At 43.6% G+C, this 23,928-nt stretch carries 23 protein-coding genes; 18 read left to right on the top strand and 5 right to left on the bottom strand.

Translation table 11 applies throughout. The features are described from left to right. The first annotated feature begins 2 nt into the window (after positions 1–2). From H6G05_RS18430 to H6G05_RS18400, 7 genes are all read left to right on the top strand, one after another. Positions 3–839, top strand: coding sequence for a carbon-nitrogen hydrolase family protein (locus H6G05_RS18430; RefSeq protein ID WP_190580158.1), 837 nt, complete (start codon positions 3–5; stop codon positions 837–839). A 248-nt stretch (positions 840–1,087) separates the two neighbouring features. Further along, positions 1,088–2,263: a GNAT family N-acetyltransferase gene (locus tag H6G05_RS18425; RefSeq protein ID WP_190580156.1), complete on the top strand. Its 1,176-nt coding sequence runs from the start codon at positions 1,088–1,090 to the stop codon at positions 2,261–2,263. A gap of 279 nt (positions 2,264–2,542) precedes the next feature. Beyond that, complete coding sequence (gene cphA / locus H6G05_RS18420) at positions 2,543–5,134, top strand: cyanophycin synthetase (protein WP_190580154.1); 2,592 nt, start codon at positions 2,543–2,545, stop codon at positions 5,132–5,134. A gap of 9 nt (positions 5,135–5,143) precedes the next feature. Further along, positions 5,144–6,121, top strand: coding sequence for a carbohydrate kinase family protein (locus H6G05_RS18415; protein ID WP_190580153.1), 978 nt, complete (start codon positions 5,144–5,146; stop codon positions 6,119–6,121). Positions 6,122–6,172: 51 nt separating this feature from the next. Beyond that, positions 6,173–6,481, top strand: coding sequence for a DUF2499 domain-containing protein (locus H6G05_RS18410; protein ID WP_190580196.1), 309 nt, complete (start codon positions 6,173–6,175; stop codon positions 6,479–6,481). Positions 6,482–6,528: 47 nt separating this feature from the next. Continuing rightward, the gene (locus tag H6G05_RS18405; RefSeq protein ID WP_094532806.1) at positions 6,529–6,810 is read left to right on the top strand and encodes a DUF3593 domain-containing protein; all 282 of its coding nucleotides are present in this window, start codon (positions 6,529–6,531) and stop codon (positions 6,808–6,810) included. Positions 6,811–6,953: 143 nt separating this feature from the next. After that, positions 6,954–7,325 (top strand): hypothetical protein, encoded by a 372-nt coding sequence (locus tag H6G05_RS18400; RefSeq protein WP_190580152.1) that lies wholly within the window; start codon positions 6,954–6,956, stop codon positions 7,323–7,325. Between the two features lie 22 nt (positions 7,326–7,347). Here the strand turns inward: H6G05_RS18400 and menC are convergent, their stop codons facing one another. Continuing rightward, positions 7,348–8,367 (bottom strand): o-succinylbenzoate synthase, encoded by a 1,020-nt coding sequence (gene menC, locus H6G05_RS18395; protein WP_190580151.1) that lies wholly within the window; start codon positions 8,365–8,367, stop codon positions 7,348–7,350. A gap of 205 nt (positions 8,368–8,572) precedes the next feature. Between menC and H6G05_RS18390 the strand changes: the two genes are divergently transcribed. Then, positions 8,573–8,914, top strand: a complete 342-nt coding sequence (locus H6G05_RS18390) for a hypothetical protein (RefSeq protein ID WP_190580150.1) — start codon at positions 8,573–8,575, stop codon at positions 8,912–8,914. 83 nt (positions 8,915–8,997) lie between these two features. On the opposite strand, the gene H6G05_RS18385 is transcribed toward H6G05_RS18390, so the two are convergent. Together H6G05_RS18385 and H6G05_RS18380 are read right to left on the bottom strand one after the other, a co-directional pair. Next, complete coding sequence (locus H6G05_RS18385; protein WP_199310637.1) at positions 8,998–9,597, bottom strand: ATP-dependent Clp protease proteolytic subunit; 600 nt, start codon at positions 9,595–9,597, stop codon at positions 8,998–9,000. 116 nt (positions 9,598–9,713) lie between these two features. Next, positions 9,714–10,415: an ATP-dependent Clp protease proteolytic subunit gene (locus H6G05_RS18380; RefSeq protein WP_190580148.1), complete on the bottom strand. Its 702-nt coding sequence runs from the start codon at positions 10,413–10,415 to the stop codon at positions 9,714–9,716. Between the two features lie 321 nt (positions 10,416–10,736). On the opposite strand from H6G05_RS18380, the gene petJ reads away from it, so the two are divergent. From petJ to glcD, 5 genes are all read left to right on the top strand, one after another. Next, positions 10,737–11,078, top strand: a complete 342-nt coding sequence (petJ, locus tag H6G05_RS18375) for a cytochrome c6 PetJ (RefSeq protein ID WP_190580147.1) — start codon at positions 10,737–10,739, stop codon at positions 11,076–11,078. 79 nt (positions 11,079–11,157) lie between these two features. Continuing rightward, the gene (locus H6G05_RS18370) at positions 11,158–11,808 is read left to right on the top strand and encodes a superoxide dismutase family protein (RefSeq protein ID WP_199310635.1); all 651 of its coding nucleotides are present in this window, start codon (positions 11,158–11,160) and stop codon (positions 11,806–11,808) included. A 20-nt stretch (positions 11,809–11,828) separates the two neighbouring features. After that, a complete protein-coding gene (locus H6G05_RS18365) occupies positions 11,829–12,284 on the top strand; it encodes a hypothetical protein (RefSeq protein ID WP_190580146.1) in 456 nt (151 codons plus the stop codon). 149 nt (positions 12,285–12,433) lie between these two features. Continuing rightward, a complete protein-coding gene (locus H6G05_RS18360) occupies positions 12,434–13,654 on the top strand; it encodes an urease accessory protein UreH domain-containing protein (RefSeq protein WP_190580145.1) in 1,221 nt (406 codons plus the stop codon). 267 nt (positions 13,655–13,921) lie between these two features. Beyond that, on the top strand, positions 13,922–15,421 hold the full coding sequence (gene glcD / locus H6G05_RS18355) for a glycolate oxidase subunit GlcD (RefSeq protein ID WP_190580144.1): 1,500 nt from the start codon (positions 13,922–13,924) through the stop codon (positions 15,419–15,421). An 83-nt stretch (positions 15,422–15,504) separates the two neighbouring features. Here the strand turns inward: glcD and H6G05_RS18350 are convergent, their stop codons facing one another. Further along, a complete protein-coding gene (locus H6G05_RS18350; protein ID WP_190580143.1) occupies positions 15,505–16,200 on the bottom strand; it encodes a GvpL/GvpF family gas vesicle protein in 696 nt (231 codons plus the stop codon). Between the two features lie 32 nt (positions 16,201–16,232). After that, on the bottom strand, positions 16,233–17,039 hold the full coding sequence (locus tag H6G05_RS18345; protein WP_190580142.1) for a DUF1997 domain-containing protein: 807 nt from the start codon (positions 17,037–17,039) through the stop codon (positions 16,233–16,235). A gap of 83 nt (positions 17,040–17,122) precedes the next feature. Between H6G05_RS18345 and H6G05_RS18340 the strand changes: the two genes are divergently transcribed. The 5 genes from H6G05_RS18340 (at position 17,123) to H6G05_RS18320 (ending at position 23,919) form a co-directional block, all read left to right on the top strand. Beyond that, entirely contained in the window at positions 17,123–18,418 is a 1,296-nt protein-coding gene (locus tag H6G05_RS18340; RefSeq protein WP_190580141.1) for a hypothetical protein, read from the top strand. A gap of 199 nt (positions 18,419–18,617) precedes the next feature. Then, positions 18,618–19,865 carry a tetratricopeptide repeat protein gene (locus H6G05_RS18335; protein WP_190580140.1) on the top strand — a complete coding sequence of 416 codons (1,248 nt, stop codon included), beginning with the start codon at positions 18,618–18,620 and terminating at the stop codon, positions 19,863–19,865. 2 nt (positions 19,866–19,867) lie between these two features. Beyond that, a complete protein-coding gene (locus tag H6G05_RS18330) occupies positions 19,868–21,109 on the top strand; it encodes a P-loop NTPase fold protein (RefSeq protein ID WP_190580139.1) in 1,242 nt (413 codons plus the stop codon). A 137-nt stretch (positions 21,110–21,246) separates the two neighbouring features. Then, entirely contained in the window at positions 21,247–21,639 is a 393-nt protein-coding gene (locus H6G05_RS18325; protein WP_190580122.1) for a Rid family detoxifying hydrolase, read from the top strand. Between the two features lie 306 nt (positions 21,640–21,945). Further along, on the top strand, positions 21,946–23,919 hold the full coding sequence (locus tag H6G05_RS18320; RefSeq protein ID WP_190580121.1) for a bifunctional aldolase/short-chain dehydrogenase: 1,974 nt from the start codon (positions 21,946–21,948) through the stop codon (positions 23,917–23,919). The last annotated feature ends 9 nt before the right edge of the window (positions 23,920–23,928 follow it).

Raw genomic sequence — 23,928 nt, 5'->3', positions numbered from 1 at the left:
AAATGAAGTCATATTTGGCGGCTGCCGTACAAATGACCAGTGTCTCTGATGTAGATAAAAATCTTGCTCAAGCAGAAGATTTGATCCAACTGGCAGTGAATCGAGGTGCAGAACTAGTTTGCTTACCTGAAAATTTCTCGTTTTTAGGTGACGAGAGCGAAAAGACGAGACTTTCTACAGAAATTGCAGAAAAGAGCGAGAAGTTTTTAATTACGATCGCTCAACGCTATCAAATCCTGTTACTTGGTGGTGGATTTCCTGTACCTGTTACTGATAGCAACAATGGCAATCAGGGCAAAATGTACAACACGGCTCTGTTGATTGGTCGTGAAGGTGAGGAGCTAGCTCGTTATCGCAAGATGCATTTGTTTGATGTTAATCTCCCCGATGGCAACACTTATCAGGAGTCAGCAACGGTTTTGGCAGGTAGTGAATCTCCACCTGTCTATGTTTCTGAGAAATATGGCAACTTGGGTCTATCCGTTTGCTATGACGTAAGATTCCCTGAACTGTATCGACACTTATCCCAAAATGGGGCAAATGTGTTGTTTGTTCCCGCTGCCTTCACTGCTTTTACTGGTAAAGATCATTGGCAAGTCTTATTGCAAGCTAGAGCCATTGAAAATACTAGCTATGTGATTGCCCCTGCCCAAGTGGGAATGCATACACCCCGTCGTCAGTCCCATGGTCATGCGATGATTGTTGATCCATGGGGGATTGTTATCGCCGATGCAGGTGATCACATTGGGGTGGCGATCGCTGAAATCCAGCCCTCACGCCTTGACCAAATTCGCCGCCAGATGCCATCTCTGCAACATCGTACATTTTCCTGTTATTAAGAAAAGGCGATGTAAAGCATCAAAACCTAAGAAATAGTGGTGCGGCGCTTCGCGCCGCACCACTATTTCTTGGGTTTTGATACTAATTCACGAAAGTAAAGTACAGCCTTTTCTTTTTGGGCGATGTTTATAAAATATGTATTAAAATCGTAAGCAATGGGTTGTTCTGGTTTTTAAAGTACTCCCAAGCTAGATCCTCATATACATATCCCTAGGCTTTATCAATTCTTTCTCTGGCATAAGCAGCTATGCAACCTTTTCCAGTGCTTGGTAACACGATCCGTCCGCTACAACATCGCGACTTAGAGTTTATTCAGCGATTTGCATCGCCCAATGATCTCGAACAGATTGCGGTCAGCGATCTTAGCGGTTGTCGCAGCCGCCAAAAAATCAGCTTACACCAGCTAGCCAGTTGGTTACCTGCGCCTGTGCAAACCCTGCTCAAGCCCTATGTAAGAGCCTATGTCTCCGAATGTAATGGCATAATCCAAGGCTTTATTCGGGTTTCCCCATTTAATAACAACAGTAGTACTTGGCAGATTGATCGCGTTGTGGTTCTACCTGAAGCTCAGAATGGTCAGCATAACGTCGGTACACAACTGATACGCTATTGCCTAGAGTCCTGCCTAGAGGCGCGAACTTGGGTGTTACAGGTTGATATTAATCAAAAAGATACGATCGCCCTCTATCGTCAGAATGGCTTTCAGCCCCTCGCACAATTTACTGATTGGGAAATTGATACAGCAAGTCTGCACGAACTCGCTCAACATTCTCCTGATCTGCCAAATCTGATGCCCGTCAGCAATGCGGATGCTAGCTTGCTTTATCAACTTGATACCGCTGCGATGCCTCCACATATTCGCCAAGTTTATGATCTCAATGTTGATGATTTTCGGGCAAAAACGATCGACAAACTGGTTAACCACAGTTCCTTGCTGATTAATCATTTACAGGATGTGTCTGGCTATGTTTATGAGCCACAACGCAAAGCGGCGATCGGTTACTTTTATTTGCTATTGCAGCGCCCAACCATTAATCAGACTAATGAAAAACTGGTTCACCATTGCCAGCTTACGGTTCATCCCGCCTATACATGGCTTTATCCTGAACTCACTTCGCAAATTGCGCGAATTGTCACGAAGCAATCTTCTGATAAATTATCTGAGCAGGTTAGTCTCCAACTATCTTCAGCAGACTATCAGCCCGAACGGGAAGATTATTTAGAAAGTATTCATGCCCAACGTCAAGGGCATTCCTTGCTGATGGCGCGATCAGTCTGGCATAAGATTCGGGAGACTAAACCTGTTCTGGATGGCTTACAACTTTCTCGAATGTTGTCAGGTTTACAGCCTAATCAAAAGCCGATTCCTGGGCGAATAGAGACTTTACCTCAACAGCATCAACATACTGATGAGTCACTTTAAGTAGATGAGCCTAATTAATTACAAACCCAAACCCATAAGGTTTCGCCCCGCAGGGGCGAAACTTTATGGGTTTGGGTAATTTTATGCTGCTCTTTGGCATAGTTTTAACAACTGATTACAAGGTACTTCAGCAAAATATGCTAAAAGAACCCTACTTAATGAAATTATTGTTAACTGATCTAATTTTGGTTCAATTTATACAAAATGAAGATCCACTAGATCGCTAGGATTAGACACTGGACATTTAGGCATTGGATGCACCTTTAAAAACGCTTGACTATGAAAATTCTCAAAATCCAGACATTACGTGGTCCAAATTATTGGAGTATCCAACGACATCAGCTAGTAGTTGTGCGATTAGATTTAGAGGATTTTCAAGTACAACGAACTGGCTTTTATCAAAATTTATGCAAAGTGTTGCCAAGTCTAGCGGGGAAAGACATTGCACAGCGCTCGGATATTAGTGACTCCGATTTTCTAGCGACAATTGTTAAAGATATTGCGATCGCCCTTCAAGGCTATGTGGGCATGAAGGTTGATTTCGGCACGATTAGACAAACTGTTGAAAAAAATGTCTATCAAGTAGTATTTGAGTATCAGACCGAGGGAGCAGGACGCTATGCAGCCCGCGCCGCTATACGGATTTGCACCAGTATCTTAGAGACAGGAACCTATGCAACTACTGAGCTACAAGAAGATCTCAAGGATTTAAGAGATATTCGCCTTGATGGTCAGTTGGGACCTAGTACTGAGTCAATTGTTGCTGAAGCTAAGACAAGAAATATTCCTTGGTTAGAGCTTGGTAGCCGTGCCATGATCCAACTTGGCTATGGCGTATATCAGAGTAGGATTCAGGCTACTTTATCCAACAAAACGGGGATCTTAGCGGTAGAACTAGCCTGTGATAAGGAAGGGACTAAAAGCATTTTGCGGGCTTCGGGAATACCTGTACCAAGAGGAACGACGATCCGATCGCCTAAATATCTAGAAGATGCGATCGCTGAAGTTGGCGGCTTCCCGATTGTAATTAAGCCTTTAAATGGTAATCATGGACGCGGGATCACCATTGATGTGCGTACTGTTAAAGAAGCGATCGATGCCTTTGACATGGCGCAAGAGGTGTCAGAAGAAGTAATTATTGAGCGGTTTCATACGGGACGCGATCACCGTGTACTAGTCATTAATGGCAAATTTGTAGCTGTTGCCGAGAGGGTTCCAGCAAATGTCACAGGTGATGGCGTTTCCACAATTTCGCAGTTGATTGAAATTACCAATCAAGATCCCCGTCGTGGCGATGGTCATGATAATGTCTTGACCCGCATTGAGATCGATCGCACGAGCATGGATATTTTGGCGAGACAAGGCTTTACATTGGACTCCGTCCCGCCGAAAGGTCAAATCTGCTATCTCAAGGCAACTGCTAACCTCAGTACAGGTGGTGTATCAGTGGATCGCACTGATGAGATTCACCCTGAAAATATCTGGCTAGCGGAAAGAGTTGCAAGGATCATTGGCTTAGATATCGCAGGAATTGATGTGGTTACGGAAGATATCTCTGTACCTGTGCGTCAAGTCGATGGGGCGATCGTGGAAGTAAATGCCGCGCCTGGGTTCAGAATGCATACCGCTCCTAGTATTGGTACACCCCGCAATGTGGCTGCACCAGTTATCGATATGCTATTTCCGACGGGATCACCTACTCGTGTTCCCATAGTTGCCATCACAGGCACAAATGGCAAAACCACTACCACGCGACTAATTGCCCATATTTTCAAACAAACTGGTAAGAGAGTTGGCTACACCACCACTGACGGTATTTATATTGGTGAATGCTTAGTCGAGAAAGGCGATACTACTGGTCCCTATAGCGCCCAAGTAATTCTTCGCGATCCCACGGTTGAAGTGGCGATCTTAGAAACTGCTAGAGGTGGCATCTTGCGATCGGGTTTAGGCTTTGATGGCTGCGATGTCGGTGTGGTGATGAACGTCGCCGCCGATCACCTTGGTATTGGCGACATTGACACAATCGAAGACCTTGCCCAACTCAAGAGCGTAGTTGTGAAGACAGCTCTACCGAGCGGCTATGCAGTACTGAATGCCGATGATCCCTTGGTTGTTGCTATGGCTCAAGAGCTACAGTCAAAGGTCGCGTATTTCAGCATGAATCCTGATAATCCTTTGATCAAGTCCCATATTGCTGAAGGTGGACTTGCAGCAGTCTATGAAGATGAATTTCTGACAATTTTAAAAGGTGATTGGAAATTGCGGATTGAAAAGGCGGTAAATGTACCTCTGACCCTTGGTGGACGTGCCGCCTTTAATATTCAAAATTCACTAGCCGCAAGTTTAGCTGCCTTTGCTCAGGATGTGCAGATTGAGCAAATTCGCCAAGGTTTAGCCACGTTTGTTGCTTCTAGTGAGCAGACTCCTGGACGGATGAATTTGTTTGACTTGGGTAAGTATCACGCACTGGTTGATTACGCGCATAATCCTGCGGGATTTAAGGCGATCGCCGATTTTATCCAAAAATGGGAAGGTGAAGCGATCGGGGTGATTGGCGCACCAGGCGATCGCCGCGATGAGGACATCATTGAACTAGGACAACTGGCGGCAACAATGTTTAGTCGCATTTTTGTTAAAGAAGACAAGGATTTGCGGGGACGCGCCCCTCGTGTAGTAGCTGACCTGTTGCGTCAGGGAGTCGAAGAAGTGAATAGTAATATCCCCTGTATTACAATTCTTGACGAATCAGAAGCCATCACAGCCGCCTTGGATAGCGCCCCTCAAAGTAGTTTAGTTGTGGTATTTCCTGACAAAGTGGATGCAGCTATTGCTATCATTGAATCGCGAAAGTCCAAACTGTCCTCGTAAAGTCCGCCTATGCCGCGTGTAATTTGCCTTGGCGAAGTTTTAATTGATCAAATAGCTGAAGATATTGGGGTTCCCTATGACCAAGTCAGTTCTTGGAAACCATATTTTGGTGGAGCGCCTGCTAATGTCGCCTGTGGCTTAGCTAAGCTAGGCACTCCTGTCAGTTTAATTAGCTGCGTTGGTCAAGATGCCGCAGGAACTGATTTACTCAAACAATTGGGGGCCGCAGGTGTAGAAACTTCAGGCGTGCAAGTGCATCCTGAATCTACTACCCGTGAGGTTTATGTCACCCGTGACGCTCATGGCGATCGCAGTTTTGATCGCTTCAATGGTGATGCGAATACGGTATTTGCGGACACCTTGATGTCTGCGGAGCATTTGCCTGAGCATTTATTTGCGGATGCTAAATTTTTAGTATTAGGGACATTGGGTTTAGCAAATCCACAGACTTCAAGGGCGATCGGTCGAGCGCTAAAACTTGCCGAGGAAAATTTTGTAAAGGTAGTAGTTGATGTTAATTGGCGAGCGATGTTCTGGAAAAATCCTGAGCAGGTAGCTAAACTCTTGCCAGTTTTACTGAAATACACTGATTTTCTGAAAATGACTGAGGATGAGGCAAAGCTACTATTTCGGTTAACTAGTCCCGCCGCGATCGCCCAAGCCTATAGCCATCTAGAAGGAATTTTGATCACTAATGGCGATCAAGATTGTCGTTACTACTTAGGTGAAAAGCAGGGTAAACATGCTGTTTATCCAGTTCATTCAATCGATACAACTGGCGCAGGCGATGCTTTTTTAGCCGCATTCATTCATAAAATCTATCACCGTCCTCTAACCAATTTGCTCGATCCTAAATTTGCCAATGAAGTGATAGCTTATGCCTGTGCCGCAGGTGCGTTAACCACCTTAGATATGGGAGCAATCTCTGCTCAACCAAGCGATCGGCAAATTCGCGAATTTCTAACCATGCGCGAAGCAAAACATTAACCCCATAGGCGGCGCAAAGCGCCGCCTATGCAAAAAATTTATAGAATCACCATGCACTCTTTGTCTTTACCCACATGGGTCATCCATATTTCTAGCGTGATCGAATGGACTCTAGCCATTTGGCTCATTTGGCAATATGACAAGCAAAATCCCGATCGCGGATGGCGCAACTTAGCATGGGCGATGTTTCCTGCTTTGGTTAGCGCCATGTGTGCGGTGACTTGGCACTTTTTTGATAATGCTGATTCGTTAGAATGGCTAGTGACGGTACAAGCTGCTTTAACCTTAATCGGCAATAGTACTTTGGCGATCGCTGCTTATTTTATTTGGAAAATTGCACGCACAAAAACACAAAGTTAGTTTTTTAAAGCTGGGCTTTGCCCAGCTTTAAAAAACAGGATGAATCTATGCCTAAAGAAGCCTTATTTGGATTATCTCTATTTCCTTACCTCGCGTTCCTATGGTTCGCGACTAAGTCTCAGCAATTTCCGAAGCTAGGACTTTGGGGATTTTATGGCACGTTAGTTTTTGTGGCGATTACGATTCCCGCAGGGATTTATGCTCAGACACAATATAACGAAGCCTTAGCTAATGTTGATTGGTTGCATGGTAGTGCAGAGTCGTTTTTAACAATGACCAATATTTTGCTGGTTTTAGGCTTTAAAAATGCGCTTAAACCTAAAGATTAGAGTTGGCAATTTAAGCGTATCTTTAAAAACCGAATAGGTTGCGGCGGGGCGAAGCCCCGCCGCAACCTATTCGAGTTTTAATTTGTCCAATATAATGAGCAATTATTGTAGTTAACGTCTCTGACTGCTAATGCGAGGAATTTATGAACAGACATTATCAACGCATTTCTCAATTTTCAGCGATCGCCATTTTAGCGATCGTCAGCACTGCAATTAGTCCAGTCTCTGCACAATCAACACAGCCCCAACTAGGTGATGCCGATCGCTTACGTCCTGCCCAAGGTCAGCCGATTTCGCCCACCAATACTGATCAGTTTTCGATAGAAAGAGATTTACCAAACTCTAATCTCAAGATTCAAAATATTACTTTTGACGTTGAAGAGATCCAACCCGTTATCCCTGGTAATTACAACGCTTCTCCCCAGAAAGTTAATCGCTCTGGTACTTTTAGCAGCGATCCGCTCAATGCTATTCAGATTTTCCAAGAGTCTGGCACATCTCGAAGTGACAAATAAAATAGAGAGTTAGCGCGAAGCGCTAACTCTCTATTAACAAATGTCCTGTAGCCAAACCGCAAGCTCGTTGAATTGGCAAAGCGGCAGCTAGGTCATAGGCAGCTTGTCGAGCGATTGCCCCATCAATAGTTGTAGTTACTACCACATCTAAACCAGCTTGGAAAGCTATCGCTGCTGCACGATTTGCCGTGATAATTCCGCCTAGCGCCATTGGTTTAAGAATAATAATATCCGCAGCCTGAGACTTAATCACTTGCTGCAACTGCACCAAATTATTGACAGATTCATCAGCCGCAATGGGAATTGATTGAGATCGCCTGACGACCGCCATACCTAACAAATTAGAAGCAGCAACAGGCTGCTCAACATATTCGATTTGTAAAGATTCAAGCTTTTTTAAATTAGCGATCGCATCCTCTACAGACCATCCCTGATTCGCATCAATCCGAATTTGGATACCATTTTCCACCTGCGATCGCACTGCCTCTACTCTTCGCAAATCCATTTCAAAATCCTGCGTTCCTACCTTGATTTTGAGACAGTGATAACCTTGTTCTATATATTCCCTTGCTTTTGTGGCAGCTAATTCAGGAGAGATCGCTCCAATCACTGCATTAACTGTAACTTGATCTCGCACTATTCCCGAAAAAGAATTAGCTAATAATTGAGAAATGGAAATACCTTGGACTTGTGCTAATAAGTTGAGCAGTGCTAATTCAATTCCATGTTTTGCCGCTGGAGTAGAATTATATTTTGCAAGTAAATTCTCAATATCTTTGAGGTTTTGGATTTCTGCATTAATCAGCGATCGCTGAGCTTCTTTTAATGCTTGTTCTGTTTCGAGTAGAGATTCCATCCCAAAACCACAAAGTGGCGCAGACTCACCTAAGCCAATATGCTGAACTTGATAATCAGATCGGCGATCGCGAATCTCAATCACAAAACCTTCACGACTTAAAAGTATCCCCGTCGCAGTTTGAAAGGGTTCGCGGAAAGCCAATTGATAAGGCTGATATTGGATTGATTGAACTATAAAATTCACAGCTATTCCCTTCCTCGTCTAAAAATAGACATTAAAACCTAAGAATTAGTGGTGCGGAGCTTCGCTCCGCACCACTAATTCTTAGCCGAAAGAGAGTAAACCACATTAAAAGTTATAAGAAAGTTATAAGCATCTCAATGCATGTTGCAAATCAGATTTTATAGTTTATATTCTTACTAAGAGCTTCTTTAGAGAGTTTAAGACAGTGGTTAAACAAAGTTTTTTGATTTCAGCTAGTGTACTTGCCTTGAGTCTAGTTGCAAATGTTGCTTCTGCTTCTGCTGATCAGTGGTATTTCTACGTCAAGAATAATAGCAATTCGACAATCAAAAAGTTAATGGTGGGTGAGCCAGAAAAGACTTGGGGACAGTTTGATATTGGCTCAGGTATTGTTTCAGGGGAGAATGCCAAGATGGTCTGGAGTAGTTCCACTGACAATCAATTGTGTAAACAATGGATTAAGGCTGAATTTGCTGATGGTAGCGAAAGCGCTCCATCTTATATCGATTTCTGTCAAAATCTAGACGATCCGATTGTATTCCAATAGAAACAATAATTCCTAATTTCTGCCTTAACAAAAAAAGATGTAATGATGCGTGCTACGCATCATTGCATCTTTTTTTATTGTCATCAAACTGATTGTGGTGAATCGAGAACACGATCAATCAATCCATAGGCAAGAGACTCTGAAGAAGACATATAGTAGTCGCGATTCATATCGCGCTCGATCTTCTCTAGGGGCTGTCCTGTGCGTTTGGCATATTCTTCATTCAGCTTATGACGAATCCGAATGATTTCCCGCGCCTCAATCTCAATGTCGGACGCTTGACCACGAGTGCCACCTGACGGCTGGTGAATCATAATTCGCGCATTGGGCAGAGCATAGCGCTTACCTTTAGCTCCAGCCATCAATAGGTATGAACCCATGGAATCCGCCAGTCCCACACAAATTGTAGTTACATCAGCCTTAATATGCTGCATCGTGTCGAAAATTGCCAAGCCTGCGGAAACTGAACCACCAGGGGAGTTGATATACATATAGATATCTTTGGATTGGTCTTCAGAATCAAAGTAGAGCAATCGAGCAATGATCGAATTTGCCATCCCATCTGAAACTTCTCCACTTAGGAAAATAATTCGCTCCATTGACAGGCGCTCGTAGATGCTAATCCACTGCGTATATGAGTCACCAGGATAGCGATAGGGAACTCTAGGAACACCGATAGGCATAGGTTTTTGGTAATTGGTAATTGGTTGGCTTTTAGCTTTTGGCTTTTGGCTTTTGGCTTTTAGCTATAGACTATGAAATCAACTGAGCTAACAGCTAATTGCTAACAGCTAATTGCTTAAACAAGTGCGGGGACTGCTGTAGGCAAATCTTTGGTACTTTCGAGTACGCGATCAATTAACCCGTATTCTTTAGCTTGCTCAGGAGTCATATAAAACATCCGATCCATATCTTTGGTAAGTACCTCAGGTGACTTACCTGTAGTCCGTGACAGGATTCTGAGCATTGCTTCGCGATTGGTCAATACTTCCTTAGCTTGAATCTGCAAGTCAGAGGCTTGTCCTCTAGTTTGGCGGCGAGCTTGGTGGAGGACAATCGTAGCATTAGGCAAACTCGCTCGGAAACCTTTAGTTCCACAGGCGAGGATCATTGCGGCTGTCCCCATAGCTTGTCCAAGGCAGATGGTATGGACGGGAGGCTTGATATAGTTGAGTGTGTCACAGATGGCAAATGCTTCGGTTTCAAATCCGATCGCATCACCTGTGTACCATGATGTCCCTGTGGAGTTGATATACAGGAAAATCGGTTTTTCGGGATCTTCGTATTGTAGATATAAAAGTTGGGCGATGAGCAATTCTGTGACATCGACACCAAGCTGCTGTTTGTATTCGTCGGGAGATACAAGAGGCAACCCAAAGTAAATAATCCGCTCTTTTAGCAGTAGCGAAGGTAAGTCAGGCGGCGGTGTGCGTCCGTATGACGAATCCCCTGAATAGGCGGCTTGTGCGGCTTGGGGAACAGAGCGAGAAGGTCGATCCATGTTTATTCGTGTTAATGACACTAACACTGTTAGCTTATCACAGCGATCCCACTGCAATTGTTGATCCTAGCCAAGATTGAGGTAGGGTTAGCCGTCTAGAGACGGTGCGCTATAGCAATAAACCCCAAAAGAAAATGGCGGCGCAAAGCGCCGCCATTTTCTTTTGGCGCTTTGTTTGACAGACTGTCTTTTGACTGCTAGGGCAAGTACCGCCATGATATATCCAGACTAAAATTCAACTCGACTTTGCGGCTAAGCCGCGTAGGGCATCAGCTATAGCTTTGCCCTTATTTTTCGTGAATATTTAAGGACTAAATAACTATGAAACGGATTTTTTCTATTCTTGCGATCGCCTTAACAATCTTGGTGAGTCTTGCTTTCAGTCAACCAGCTTTTGCTGAAGTGTCCGCAGGCGCAAAAATCTTTAACAATAACTGCGCTCAGTGTCATGCAGGTGGCAAAAATAACGTAGTCGCAGCAAAAACCTTGAAAGCAGATGCCTTAGAAAAGTATGGCAAGAACACTGTTGAAGCCATTTCTCTGCAAGTTGCTAAGGGTAAAGGCGCAATGCCTGCTTTTGGGAAAAAACTCAGCGCTGATGAAATCACCCTAGTTGCGAACTATGTACTTGACCAAGCTGAGAAAGGTTGGCCGAAAGCATAAATGAAGTAAGTTAAGCCGCGCTATGCGCGGCTTAACTTGGAGAGAGTCACATTTTTAAGATGTAGGGGCAAAAGAACACATGATTAATTCTAATAAATATCAATTTCAGGCTAAATTTGCATCTAGGCTCGCAGTTTTGCTGCCTTTAATCACGATGGCAACTCTGACTGATACTAATGCAGCTATTTCTAAAACTTTAAAATCTAGCGCTAGCTCACAGATTTTTAATGCTAAGGGCGAACTGGTGGGAACTGCAACTTTTAGCCAATCTGCTTCAGGTGTAAAGGTAACTTTGCGAGTTCAAAAACTCTCTCAGGGAGAGCATATGGTGCATTTACATGAAAATGGTAAATGTGAAGCGCCAGACTTTAAATCAGCAGGCAATCATTTTGATCCAAAGCGATCGCCTATGGATAATTCCCATGATCACGGGCTTCATCATATGCATAACAAACATCATCATCATATTCATTACAAACATGAGGAGATGAAGCATGGATCTGATCAACATAAGCCTGCGGGTGATTTGCCAAATATCATGGTTCAGCATGATGGGACAGGAACTTTAACGGCTACCTTGTCAGAGTTAACTTTGGGTAAGGGTCACAACTCCTTACTAAAGCAAGGCGGCACTGCGATCATCATTCATGCAGGTGCAAATGGAAAATCAACAATTCCCACTGTTGACTATAAAACTCGGATTGCTTGTGGCGTTGTCAAACCTCAATAATTAAGAAGTATCATTAATCAATGTTTGAAGTAGCTTCTATCCTATTAAATTTGCATTTATCCCCTGCTTCTAGTGTCAATGGTTCACAATTAGAAAAATTTCCATCATCTGTTCGCATTGCTCATGAAGTGAAAGCTTCTCAAGATGTTGGTGGCACAATTCATATTGAGCCTAATGATCGACCTGTTGCGGGTAAAAAATCGAGAATTTGGATTGCGCTCACTAAGCGCGGCGGCGAGCTTATCCCTTATCGAAAATGCAACTGTCGGTTAGAAGTGCGATCGCTAACTGATCGCAACATCAAATTTACAGTGGCTAATCCTTTGTCAATTATTGAGCGCTATTTGGGATTGCCAAGTATGGAAGTCACATTTCCCCAAGTAGGTAGATATGAACTGCGTTTGAGTGGTTCGGCAAGAGATGGTGAAGATTTTGCCCCCTTTGAATTAACTTTTACGACAAATGTGGGTAGATAAGTCCTTAATTACCAAAAACTGTAAAGTTGCGCCCCACAGGGGCGCAACTTTACAGTTTTTGGTTGTAATTAATTATGCCTAGCTACTTAGCTATCACTACGTAACACCAGTTTTTAAAATAATTCAGCGCAAAGCGCTATAAATAAAGAATGCTAGATTTATTGCTTGTTGCTGCTTTAGGTTTTTTAGGGAGTTTCGGTCATTGTGTGGGGATGTGTGGCCCCTTGACCGTCGCTTTTTCGCTGTCAGGAAAAGATAGCAACTCCCAAAATCATCCTCAAGCTTGGCAACAGCACTTGTACTTTCATGCATTGCTAAACATTGGCAGAATTTTTAGCTATGCGATCGCAGGGGCTGCTATTGGGGCGATCGGTTCTGTGCTAGTAGCTAGTGGACAGTTAGCAGGTTTAGAAAGTGATCTGCGGCGTTGGCTTGCGATTTTGACGGGTATTCTTTTGGTATGGATGGGACTTGTCCAGATTAGACCAGACGGTTTGCCAAATATGCCTTTTCTTAATCCTATGGCATTAGTGGGGCTGCATCAACGCCTTAGCTCCGCGATGATGAAACTATCGCTGCATTCCCATCCACTAACACCAGCTTTGCTCGGTATGACATGGGGATTAATTCCCTGTGGATTTCTCTATACGGCTCAGATCAAGGCTGCCGAGACTAGTAACATGACACAGGGTGCGCTAACGATGTTGGCGTTTGGATTGGGAACTTTGCCATCGATGCTGGGTATTGGTGTATTTGCAGGACTACTGAGTCGCGATCGCCGCAGTCAGTTATTTCGTATGGGTGGCTGGATTACACTCACGATTGGCATCTTAACGCTATTGCGAACCAGTGACATGGTGGATTATACAGGTCATGCAGGTTTGATTTTGCTGATCCTTGCCCTTGCCGCTCGTCCGCTCAGTCATATTTTTAAGGCTTGTTCAGTCTTAATGACCTATCGTCGAGCGATCGGAGTTGGTGCATTTGTTCTCTCCCTTGCCCATACTTTCCATAAGGTTGAGCATACTTTTCAATGGAACTTTGATGCTTTATCCTTTATGATTCCGCAGCACCAAATCTCGATCTGGATCGGGGCGATCGCGATCGCGCTGATGTCTCCCGCCGCTCTCACCAGTTCCGATTGGATGATGACGAAACTAGGCAAATCTTGGCGCTATGTGCATTTGCTCTCGGTTCCCGCGTTGATATTAGCGTCAGTACATACCATTGCGATCGGCTCTAATTATCTGGGTGCGATGGACTGGACTCCGAAAAATTGGATTTTGACGATTTTATGTGGGGTGATTACTGTTGGCACATTGTTAATTAGGTTTTTGAGATTTGGCGATCGGAAACTGAGTCAAAACTAGTTTTGCTAGAGATTCCAAATATAGCTATAGCCACCTGTATCAGGACAAATCAAAACCCAAATAGTGTGAGGCGGCGCGAAGCGCCGCCTCACACTATTTGGGTTTTGATTTGTCCTAACAAGAATGGCGACAGCTATATTTGGAATCTCCTGAGGTTATTTCGACGAATATTCTGGCAAATCCCAAAAGCTACAATCATTTTTGCGATCGCTTGGCTAAACTCCAACTGCGTTAAAATCAGTATAGTTATTACCTTGTAAATGCAGCATGACCGCGATCGCCCCCATCTCTAATATTTATTCAGCATCAACACAGGCTATTGATTGGCAGGCGATCGCCAAGGACTTTATCGCCATCGTCGGCGATCGCTATGTCGTCCGTACTCGTGAAGAATTACTCGCCTATGAATGCGATGGACTCACTAGTTATAAGCAACAACCTGCGATCGTGGTGCTGCCTCTGACCACTGAGGAAGTATCGGCAGTCGTGAAAGTATGCGCGAGTTACAAAGTGGCTTTTGTGGCTCGCGGATCGGGGACAGGCTTATCGGGCGGCGCTTTGCCATTGCCTGACTCCGTACTGATCGTCACAGCCCGCATGAAAAAGATTCTCGAAGTTGATTTTGAAAATCAGCGCGTTGTCGTCCAACCAGGAGTAATTAATAACTGGGTGACTCAAGCCGTAAGCGGTGCAGGCTTCTACTACGCCCCCGATCCTTCGAGTCAAATCATCTGTTCTATCGGTGGTAATGTTGCTGAAAACTCAGGGGGTGTACATTGTCTCAAATATGGGGTTACCACCAATCACGTTCTCGGAGCCAAGATTGTTCTGCCCGACGGCTCGATCAAAGATATTGGCAGCAAAATCCCTGAAAGCCCAGGTTACGATCTCACAGGTATTTTTGTCGGTTCTGAAGGAACCCTTGGCATCGCCACTGAAGTAACTCTCAAGATTCTCAAATCGGCTGAATCGATCCAAGTCCTCCTAGCTGATTTCACGACCGTGGAAGCCGCAGGGTCAACAGTCTCCGATGTCATTAGTGCTGGTATCATCCCAGGAGGCATGGAAATCATGGATAACATGAGCATCAATGCGGTTGAGGATACGGTAGCGACAAATTGCTATCCACGTGATGCGGCTTCGATTCTGTTGATTGAAATAGATGGATTAGAAATAGAAGTTGCTGAAAGTGCTAAACGAGTTGAAGAAATTTGTTATAAAAATGGGGCGCGAAATGTGGCTACCGCAACTGATCCCGAACAACGTCTCAGACTCTGGAAAGGCAGGAAAGCAGCTTTTGCAGCAATGGGGCGGCTCAGTCCTGACTACTATGTACAGGATGGTGTGATTCCGCGTACTAAACTTACCTATGTGTTGCAGGAGATAGAGAAACTGAGTGAGCAGTATGGCTACCATGTCGCCAATGTCTTCCATGCTGGGGATGGCAATCTACATCCATTGATTTTGTATAACAATGCGGAAGCTGGCGCACTGGAAACGGTGGAGGAACTAGGCGGAGAAATTCTCAAGCTCTGTGTGCGCGTGGGTGGCAGCATTTCGGGTGAGCATGGAATTGGTGCGGATAAGAAGTGCTATATGCCTGAGATGTTTAGCGAGACTGATTTGGAAACAATGCGATGGGTTCGCGATGTTTTCGATCCGCAGGGTATTGCGAATCCGACCAAGATTTTGCCAACTCCGCGTACTTGTGGCGAAGGCGCAAAGCCTAACCATGATGCTAAATATAAGTTAGTGGAACGTTTTTAATAAATACCTCAAAAAGCTAGTGGCGGCGCTTCGCGCCGCCACTAGCTTTTTTATGCCCTAATAAGGCTGACACTTGCAAACTTCTACATCAAAAAATGATAGGGCGGCAAAGCCGCACTCCATGAGATCTGCCAATGGGAATGCATCTCTTCCCACGATCGCAATGTATCTTGTAAAAACTCAACCTGCGATCGCGGCAATAAGGCATATACGCGCACATCCTCTGAACCTTGAGTTTCCACATGCTGAAATTCAGGCTTATAGAGATCAGGGTTGAAGTTATCCGTAATCGTCTGACGATAGTCGAGAACCTCCTGTTGTAACTGCGATCGCCATTGTTCCTGTTGTAAATATTGCGATCGCTTAGCTAGGAGATAATCCTTACCTTTAAGGTTCGTAGCAGCTTCAGCTTTGGGGGCGATCGCCGAACCCGTAATCAAAAATTCGGCATAGCCATCTAGTCTCTGTAAACTAGCTAATAATCTTTCCCCCTCTTCTTTTAAATAAGTTTCTAAAGCGGCAATGGAAACAAATGCCGTTCCAAAGCGCAAAGGTAAAAGCGTGCGCTCATCAAATAATTCACAAATTAAGCGATCGTGTTGAATAATTACTTGCATCAGAGATGGCTCTGGCAATAGTTTTAGCGCATCAATATCGATATCTGGCTCGATCGCCGCAATTAGGCGATCGCATTGCAAATATTGAATAGGTTTACCTGTAATTCCCAATGGTCGCTCATCTGGAGCTGGCGCAAGCAAAATCGCAAAAGTATAAAGCATTTTTTCCTTTTTCCTTTTTCCTCGGACAAAGGCTATCTTCTGAGCTTAATCTGTTTGGGAACTTTGATCTCATGGGTCTTATGGAAATCATCTTGAACTTTTGCGGTCAAACTTTTGGAGACACGCTGCACAATGAATCCCAACACACTATCCCCTGTTTTCTGAATCATATCCTTAGCTAACTGCTGAATAAAAGCGGGAAAATGAAGAGAAACCGTGAGATGTAAATCCCATTCAATCGAGGTAATGATTGGATTACTTCCTAGCTTTTCACCTGCTCTTAGTTCTGGTGTCTTCTCCTCTAAGCGCATCTCTGCTTGGAAATCTACTTCATAACCCTGTGGCTTCTGTTCAGGAATCGGAATCGTCACAATCCGATAAACACAATTTTCATCGGGAGGCAACAAATTTAGCCCTACTCTGGCATCCACCTGAAACCCCAAAGCTCCGACTTTGCCGATACCCATCGCATAACCAGTTTCCCCAATTGGATCAGCCTTAAAAGGATTAGCACATCTCCGAAACCAACCCTGATGGGCATCAAGATATTTCATCACGGTTGCTTTATCAGCCAACAGATCCATGTTGCCAATGTAATGATTACGAAAATGTTGTAAATCCGAGCTTGGGTCAGTTTTCTGCTCTAAATTTTTGTCTGTCTTGGGGGCAGTCTCATCGTCAGGATCTTGCAGATCAAACTGTGAATCCTCATTATTGCCATATTCGGCTAGCATAGCGGCTTCCTGTTCAGGCGTTAACATAAACTCAGAGTCCCCATCCCCTGTTGACTCTGAAATAAAATCTTGATTTGCAGGCGATCGCATTGGTTCTTGCTGCATGACGGATATCCTAAAATTGCTGATGCGCTAGTTGTTAACTATTTCCATCATAATAGTCTTAGAAGTTCGATTAGGGAAAGCATATGGCTCCGCGTACAGCAGTGATGGAAGCCGTCGAAAAGCTCAACTATCGGGTCACGATAGGTGATGTGGCGGCACAGTCTGGACTTGATCTCAATACAGCACAACGCGAAGTGCTGGCGCTTGCCTCGGAAACTGGTGGTAATCTCCAAGTTGCCGAGTCAGGCGAGATTGCCTACAAATTTGCGCCAAATTTTCGTCAAATCCTTGTCAGTCGTTCATTTTGGCTACAGGTCAAAGAATGGCTCAAGGGTGTCTGGAAATGGGTGTTTTACGCGATCCGTATTTCCTTTGGCATTTTGCTGATTGTCTCGATTTTGATCGTGGTACTGGGCATTATTGCCGCGACGATCGCCATCCAAAGTCAAGGACGCAGCGACAATGATCGCGATGATCGCCGTAGCGATAATCGCGGCGGTGGCGGTGGATTTATTTGGCTCGGCGGCTGGGGTAATCCTTTCGGTAACCCTTTCATCATGTTTGACCCTTACTACTACGAGCCAGAACAGGTTCGTAAACGCGATCCCAATGACATGGGCTTTTTAGAAAGCGTATTTTCATTTTTATTTGGTGATGGGAACCCTAACTCTGACCTCGAAGAACGCCGTTGGCGCGAGATTGCGACCATGATTCGCAGTAATAATGGTGTGGTTATCGCCGAACAAATTGCACCCTACCTTGATGAAACTAGCCGCCTAGAGGGTGATGAATATTTTGTGATTCCCGTACTATCAAAATTTAACGGGTTTCCCGAAGTCAGCGATGCAGGAACCCTTGCCTATAAGTTTCCTGAATTGCAAAAAGTTGCCTCTGAGCGCAAAGCCAAGACTACCAGTTCCTATTTGCAAGAAAAACTCTGGAAATTTAGCCAAGCTCCTCAAGGCAAGATTGCTTTGGCGATCGGTTTAGGCAGTTTTTATCTAGTCGCCTCGCTATATCTAGGTAGTTTGCTCAGTAATCCCAGATTAGCCACATCTCTGGTTGGATTTTTAGGCTTTATCAAAGCCGCCTATGGGTTCTTGCTAGGTTATGCCATCTTGTTCCTGTCTACGCCTTTGGTGCGCTATTTTGTTTTGCAATATTTGAATGGCGGAATAAGCGATCGCAACAAAAAACGCGCCTCCCGTGCTGAGCAATTAAAAAATGCATCATCAACTCTGCGCGAAAAGCTAAATTTTGCGCGTACTTTTGCGATGAAGCAAGAGGCGATCGATCAAAATAATCTTGCCTACACCACTGAGCAAGATTTGGCGGATCAAGAATATGCAAAAATGCTCAAGGAAAACAAAGGTCTGTAGATTTTTGGCTTTAAGCGATCGCTGTTTTATAGCTTGATGCTAAGGCGATCGCTTTCAGTATTTATCGAGAAATTCATAAAGCAAAATATATTGAAATCTCGTTATATCTCAAGATCTACTAACACAGATTTATACATGTTTGTTTAGCTAATTCAGGAATTTATCTTTTAAAATTCAGCAATATTGGAGGATACAAGTAGTGATTGAAAAACTGATGACAGATAACAACTACGAACAAGCACTAATATCCTATGAAAAAGAATTACAAGACAAACCTGATAACTATGAATTATGGAATGAACGAGGAATTGTTTTAGGCTATTTAGGTAGATACGAAGAAGCACTCACATCCTATAACAAAGCAATACAAATAAATCCTAAAGCTTCTGAAGTATGGCATAGTCAAGGATGGGGACTAGTTAAATTAGGCAGAAATGAAGAAGCACTCACCTGCTTTCATAAGGTACTAGAGATCAGTCCTGACAATGCTTCAGCATGGTACAACTTAGGTGTTACATTAGTTGACTTAGGTAGATACGAAGAAGCAATTCCAGCTTTTAATGCAGCAGTAAAACTTAGTCCTTCCAAATATGAAGCATGGCATAACCAAGGATGGTCACTAGTTAGTTTAGGTAGATATGAGGAAGCAATCAACTCATTTGACAGGGCTTTACAACTTAATCCTGATGTAAGCGAGGCATGGCATATTAGAGGTATTGCTTTAGCTAATGTTGGTAGATATGAAGATGCTATTAGATCATATAAACAGGCTTTGATAATTAATCCTGTCGAATACAGAGCATGGTATAACCAAGGAACTGTGTTAGCTAATATAGGTAGATATGAAGAAGCAATTTTATCTTTATTCCAAGCTATAGAAATTAAACCGCAAGAAGACTTTTTGTGGGATGAAATTGATACTTTATTATGTGCGGTTAAAGAGCATTTAAAATCCTTAGAAAAAGTTGGAAGTATTTCCATAGTAATTCAAGCATATAAAAATGGGATTAGAATCCTTGAACACATAGGAGATCAGCAACGTTTTCTTAAGTTTTCTTATCAGTTAGGAAAGGCATTATTAGAGATAGGAAACTACACCGAAGCAATTGAAAATCTTCAAATTTGTGAGCAAATTGCTCAAAAGTTAAATGATATTCCTACCCTAGCTTTAACCTTATTTGAGTTAGCGCGACTATATCACCTTACAGGAAGACTAGAGCAAGCGCGACTATATTTTAAAGACTCATTACGGCTGTTTAGACGATTGCAAGATACCGAGAAAAGTGCTGCTGCAACCTTAGCTTTAGGCAATTTAGAAATGCAAATCGGTAAAATTTCTCAAGCCTTAATTCATTTAAAAGAAGCAGAAAATTATTATCAAGCTCACAATAACTCCGACCGCTTAGCAGAAATTAATTATTTACTCCAAATCTTACAAGCAGCTTAATTATGGCAACTAAAAAATCTCGGCTTGGCAATCACCAATCATCGCTTCAAAAATGGCAACTAAAAGAGAATCCATTTCGCCCTACGCCACCCGAAGATCCTGAGGTATTGGCAAAAATATTTTATGGACGTGACCAAGAACTAGATAATGCTATTCCCGCACTTTATGAAGGCAGAAATGTCTTGATTCGAGGGGCTTGGGGGATTGGTAAAACCTCCTTAATTCTCAATCTCATCTATCAGCTACAACAAGAAGTAGTGGAATTAGACGAAAAGATGCTAGTTCTCTACCTCAGTAGCATCCCTGGCGAAAAGCCCGTAGATTTTTATCGCGCATTATTAATGGCGATCGCCGACAGCCTCAAAGAAGACCCTGAAGCGCAAGACATTGTTAAGACTCTATTAGGCTACTCCATTCAACGTACCAAAACCTCAACAGAAGGTAAAGTTAGTTTAGGAATATTTTCCTTTAGCCTCAAAGATGAAACTCCTTCTAATCTCATCACGCCCATCGCCAACAGCGATCCCTACCCGTTACTTATTCGTCAATTAGAAAAAGCTGAACAGTACTACAATCGTATAGTCTTTGCTATAGATGATTTTGACAAAAAAGACCCCATCGTTGTCCAAACTATCCTAGAAGGTAGCCTTGATCTCTTCCGTAATAGCAAAAATCGCGCCTTCATCATCACAGGTAGAGGTTTTACCGATCTGCAAGAAGCGACTCTAAAAGCTCTAGGCATATTTTCCGAAGATATTAATCTTCCAATCATGCACCCCGACGATTTACGGCATATTGTTATCAATTATCTGAATAGTGCCAGACTATCTCATCGTGATGATTGCTATCCATTCACTGAAGAAGCCATAGCATTAATTACTGACTATGCTCAAGGATTTCCTCGACAACTAAACACCATTTGCGAAAAGGTTTTACGTCAAGCTGTTTCTAAAGGATATGACGAAATTAATTTAGAAGCCTTTACAGATATCTGGCAAATTGTTCAACAAGATTACACCCATTCTCTTACACCTCAGTTACTCAATTTACTTTATATTGCCCACCAAGCAGGAGGCATTAGCGAAGATATCAAAGATGAAGATTTAGCTAAACTTGATGCTCCAACTTTTGTGTCATTACTACCAACTCTCAAATCTATGGAAGATCGAGGAGTACTCATTCGACGAGAAGACGAAGGGGGAATGCGTTTCTTACCATCCAAGCTATTTCAACCGCCTACTTAAAAACTAATCAATCACATTAATTAAAAGCTTACATTGATACAAGATGATGGCAAATTGTGGTGTTAAGCCAAGGAGTTGATAAGGCATCGCCAAAAGATTTTATACTTAGCCTTGGATCTATTGAAAAAATATCAAGCATGAGTCAAAAAGAAGTAATCCGTAGCGCCAATGCTCCTGAACCCGTTGGTCCCTATAACCAAGCGATCGCTATTCCTGCTACCAGCAAATTAATGTTTATGGCAGGACAAATTGCGATTGATCCTGCGATCGGCAAAATCGTTGCTACTACGGTCGAAGAACAAGCTGAACAGGTGATCAAGAATATTCAAGCCGTTCTCGCTGAAGCAGGTGCAGACATCACCAACGTGATTAAAACCACCGTATTTCTCGCAGATATGGCAGATTTCCCCAAAGTAAATGCGATCTACGGCAAGTATTTTCTTGCTCCATTTCCAGCCCGTTCTACCGTCCAAGTCGCTCGACTTCCCCTCGAGGCACTTGTCGAAATTGAGTGCATTGTCGCCATCTAACCATTAGGGTAAGCAACATCCTCCTTGTACATTATTGTCATGATTTATTCGCGCCCATAACAATTTACAACAACAAACTTGTAGGGGTAGAGCATTTGCGCCAATATTTTGATACTCCTCACCGATCATCTCAAAATGCAAAAGCTCTACCCTCTTTGTTTTCACCGATAAATTGTCCCTGCGTTGCGAGTTTAGGGCAAAGCATTCCCAAACTAAAACAATCTCAAAATTTATGGGTTTCTTTGGGAATGCTTTGCCCCTACTTTATTTGAATTTATTTAAAAATCGTTTAGGAATTTCAAAAAAATGAAAAGTTTGTGGAGCGATCGCGAAGCTGCTGAGTATAAAACCGACTTAGGCTTAAGGGTATATACATCAAGGTTATTAGGGCGCGATCCATCGCTTGTTCTACATGGTGGGGGCAATACTTCCGTCAAAATCTGTGAAAAGAATATTGTTGGTGAAGAAGAAGAGATTCTTTATGTTAAAGGAAGTGGTTGGGATTTAGAGACGATCGCTGAGGCAGGTTTTGCACCTGTGCGGATGGCGCATTTATTGAAATTAGCGAAGTTACAAGTTCTGTCCGACTCACAAATGGTGAATGAACTGAAGACGCAAATGACCAAGGCGAGTGCACCTGCGCCATCGGTAGAAACAATTCTCCATGCGAGTTTGCCTTACAAATTTGTCGATCATACCCATGCTGACGCGGTCATTTCCGTGACAAATACCACGAATGGATGGGAACGCATTCAAGAAATCTATGGCGATGATGTGGTGATCATTCCCTATGTGATGCCAGGGTTTGACCTAGCGCGAGTCTGTGCTGAGAAATTTGCGACGGAGAAAAGCGATCGCACAATTGGCATGGTGTTAATGAATCACGGTATTTTCTCCTTTGGGGAAACCGCACAGGAATCCTATGAGCGGATGATTGCACTAGTCGATCGCGCAGAGGCTTATCTAAACAACCATCAGGCTTGGGAGATCTCACCACCAGCTTCTCTAATTAGAGAAAGAAAGGCAAGATTAGAGATCTCTAAACTACGCTCCGAAGTTGCTCAAGTCACAGGATTTCCCGTCGTTCTCAGTTCCCATACTGACGAGAAAAGCTTAGCCTTTGCTCAAAGGGAAGATGTGAATATTATTTCCCAACAGGGTTGCGCGACTCCCGATCATGTGATTCGGACTAAACGCTTACCTTTAGTTGGCAGAGATGTAAAAGCCTATGCGGAATCCTATAGAGCTTATTTTGCCGAAGAAGCTCCTAAATCAGCCCAACCAGTAACGATTCTCGATCCTGCACCCCGTGTGATTATCGATCACCAGTTAGGGTTAGTCACCGTTGGTAAATCCGCAAAGGAGGCAAAGATCGTCGCAGATATCTATGATCATACAATGGAAATTATCCAGAGATCGCAACTTTTGGGAGGCTATCAAGCATTACCTGCTAGCGATATCTTTGCGGTGGAATATTGGGAATTGGAACAGGCAAAACTGAAAAAAGGCGGTTCTTCTCCCGCTTTTATGGGTGAAATTGCTCTAGTCACAGGTGCGGCTTCAGGAATTGGTAAAGCTTGCGTAGACTCATTATTAAAGCGTGGCGCGGCGGTAGTTGGCTTAGATATTAATCCCGCCATTGAGAAACTTTATGATCGCCCCGATTTTGTCGGCATTACTTGCGATGTCAGTGATGAAAGTGCGATCGCTACTTCCCTTGATCAAGCCGTCAAAGCCTTTGGTGGTCTAGATATCCTCATTCTCAATGCAGGGATTTTTCCGTCAGGATGTCGCATCGAAAACCTCGATACCGCCACATGGCAAAAGGTGATGCAGATCAATCTGGAAGCAAATCTAGTCCTGATGCGCGAAGCCTATCCATTGCTGAAACTTGCGCCTAATGGTGGTCGCGTTGTGGCGATCGGTTCCAAAAATGTCCCTGCTCCTGGTCCTGCGGCGGCGGCTTATTCCGCATCGAAGGCGGCGCTCACTCAGTTAATGCGGGTAGCGGCTTTAGAATGGAGCAGCGATCGCATTCGCATCAATACTTTGCATCCTAATGCGGTATTTGATACGGGCATCTGGACAGAGGAGGTATTAACTTCTCGCGCTCAGCATTATGGATTAACGATTGAGGAATATAAAACGAATAATCTGCTTAAAGTAGAAGTTACCAGTCGTCATGTTGCCGAACTTGCCGCAGAGATGTGTGGAGCTTTGTTTGCTTGCACAACGGCGGCTCAAGTTCCCATTGATGGCGGTAATGATCGCGTAATCTAATAACAAAAA

This window comes from Phormidium tenue FACHB-1050, from assembly GCF_014696925.1.
Lineage (GTDB): Bacteria > Cyanobacteriota > Cyanobacteriia > Pseudanabaenales > Pseudanabaenaceae > Pseudanabaena.
Note: the sequence above shows the minus strand (reverse complement) of the source record. Positions and strands in the feature narration are given on the sequence as shown.

Coding starts and splice junctions, on each gene's coding strand:
- H6G05_RS18430 (WP_190580158.1), top strand. CDS start 3: ATGAAGTCATATTTGGCGGCTGCCGTACAAATGACCAGTGTCTCTGAT.
- H6G05_RS18425 (WP_190580156.1), top strand. CDS start 1,088: ATGCAACCTTTTCCAGTGCTTGGTAACACGATCCGTCCGCTACAACAT.
- cphA (WP_190580154.1), top strand. CDS start 2,543: ATGAAAATTCTCAAAATCCAGACATTACGTGGTCCAAATTATTGGAGT.
- H6G05_RS18415 (WP_190580153.1), top strand. CDS start 5,144: ATGCCGCGTGTAATTTGCCTTGGCGAAGTTTTAATTGATCAAATAGCT.
- H6G05_RS18410 (WP_190580196.1), top strand. CDS start 6,173: ATGCACTCTTTGTCTTTACCCACATGGGTCATCCATATTTCTAGCGTG.
- H6G05_RS18405 (WP_094532806.1), top strand. CDS start 6,529: ATGCCTAAAGAAGCCTTATTTGGATTATCTCTATTTCCTTACCTCGCG.
- H6G05_RS18400 (WP_190580152.1), top strand. CDS start 6,954: ATGAACAGACATTATCAACGCATTTCTCAATTTTCAGCGATCGCCATT.
- H6G05_RS18385 (WP_199310637.1), bottom strand. CDS start 9,597: ATGCCTATCGGTGTTCCTAGAGTTCCCTATCGCTATCCTGGTGACTCA.
- H6G05_RS18380 (WP_190580148.1), bottom strand. CDS start 10,415: ATGGATCGACCTTCTCGCTCTGTTCCCCAAGCCGCACAAGCCGCCTAT.
- petJ (WP_190580147.1), top strand. CDS start 10,737: ATGAAACGGATTTTTTCTATTCTTGCGATCGCCTTAACAATCTTGGTG.
- H6G05_RS18370 (WP_199310635.1), top strand. CDS start 11,158: ATGATTAATTCTAATAAATATCAATTTCAGGCTAAATTTGCATCTAGG.
- H6G05_RS18365 (WP_190580146.1), top strand. CDS start 11,829: ATGTTTGAAGTAGCTTCTATCCTATTAAATTTGCATTTATCCCCTGCT.
- H6G05_RS18360 (WP_190580145.1), top strand. CDS start 12,434: ATGCTAGATTTATTGCTTGTTGCTGCTTTAGGTTTTTTAGGGAGTTTC.
- glcD (WP_190580144.1), top strand. CDS start 13,922: ATGACCGCGATCGCCCCCATCTCTAATATTTATTCAGCATCAACACAG.
- H6G05_RS18350 (WP_190580143.1), bottom strand. CDS start 16,200: ATGCTTTATACTTTTGCGATTTTGCTTGCGCCAGCTCCAGATGAGCGA.
- H6G05_RS18345 (WP_190580142.1), bottom strand. CDS start 17,039: ATGCAGCAAGAACCAATGCGATCGCCTGCAAATCAAGATTTTATTTCA.
- H6G05_RS18340 (WP_190580141.1), top strand. CDS start 17,123: ATGGCTCCGCGTACAGCAGTGATGGAAGCCGTCGAAAAGCTCAACTAT.
- H6G05_RS18330 (WP_190580139.1), top strand. CDS start 19,868: ATGGCAACTAAAAAATCTCGGCTTGGCAATCACCAATCATCGCTTCAA.
- H6G05_RS18325 (WP_190580122.1), top strand. CDS start 21,247: ATGAGTCAAAAAGAAGTAATCCGTAGCGCCAATGCTCCTGAACCCGTT.
- H6G05_RS18320 (WP_190580121.1), top strand. CDS start 21,946: ATGAAAAGTTTGTGGAGCGATCGCGAAGCTGCTGAGTATAAAACCGAC.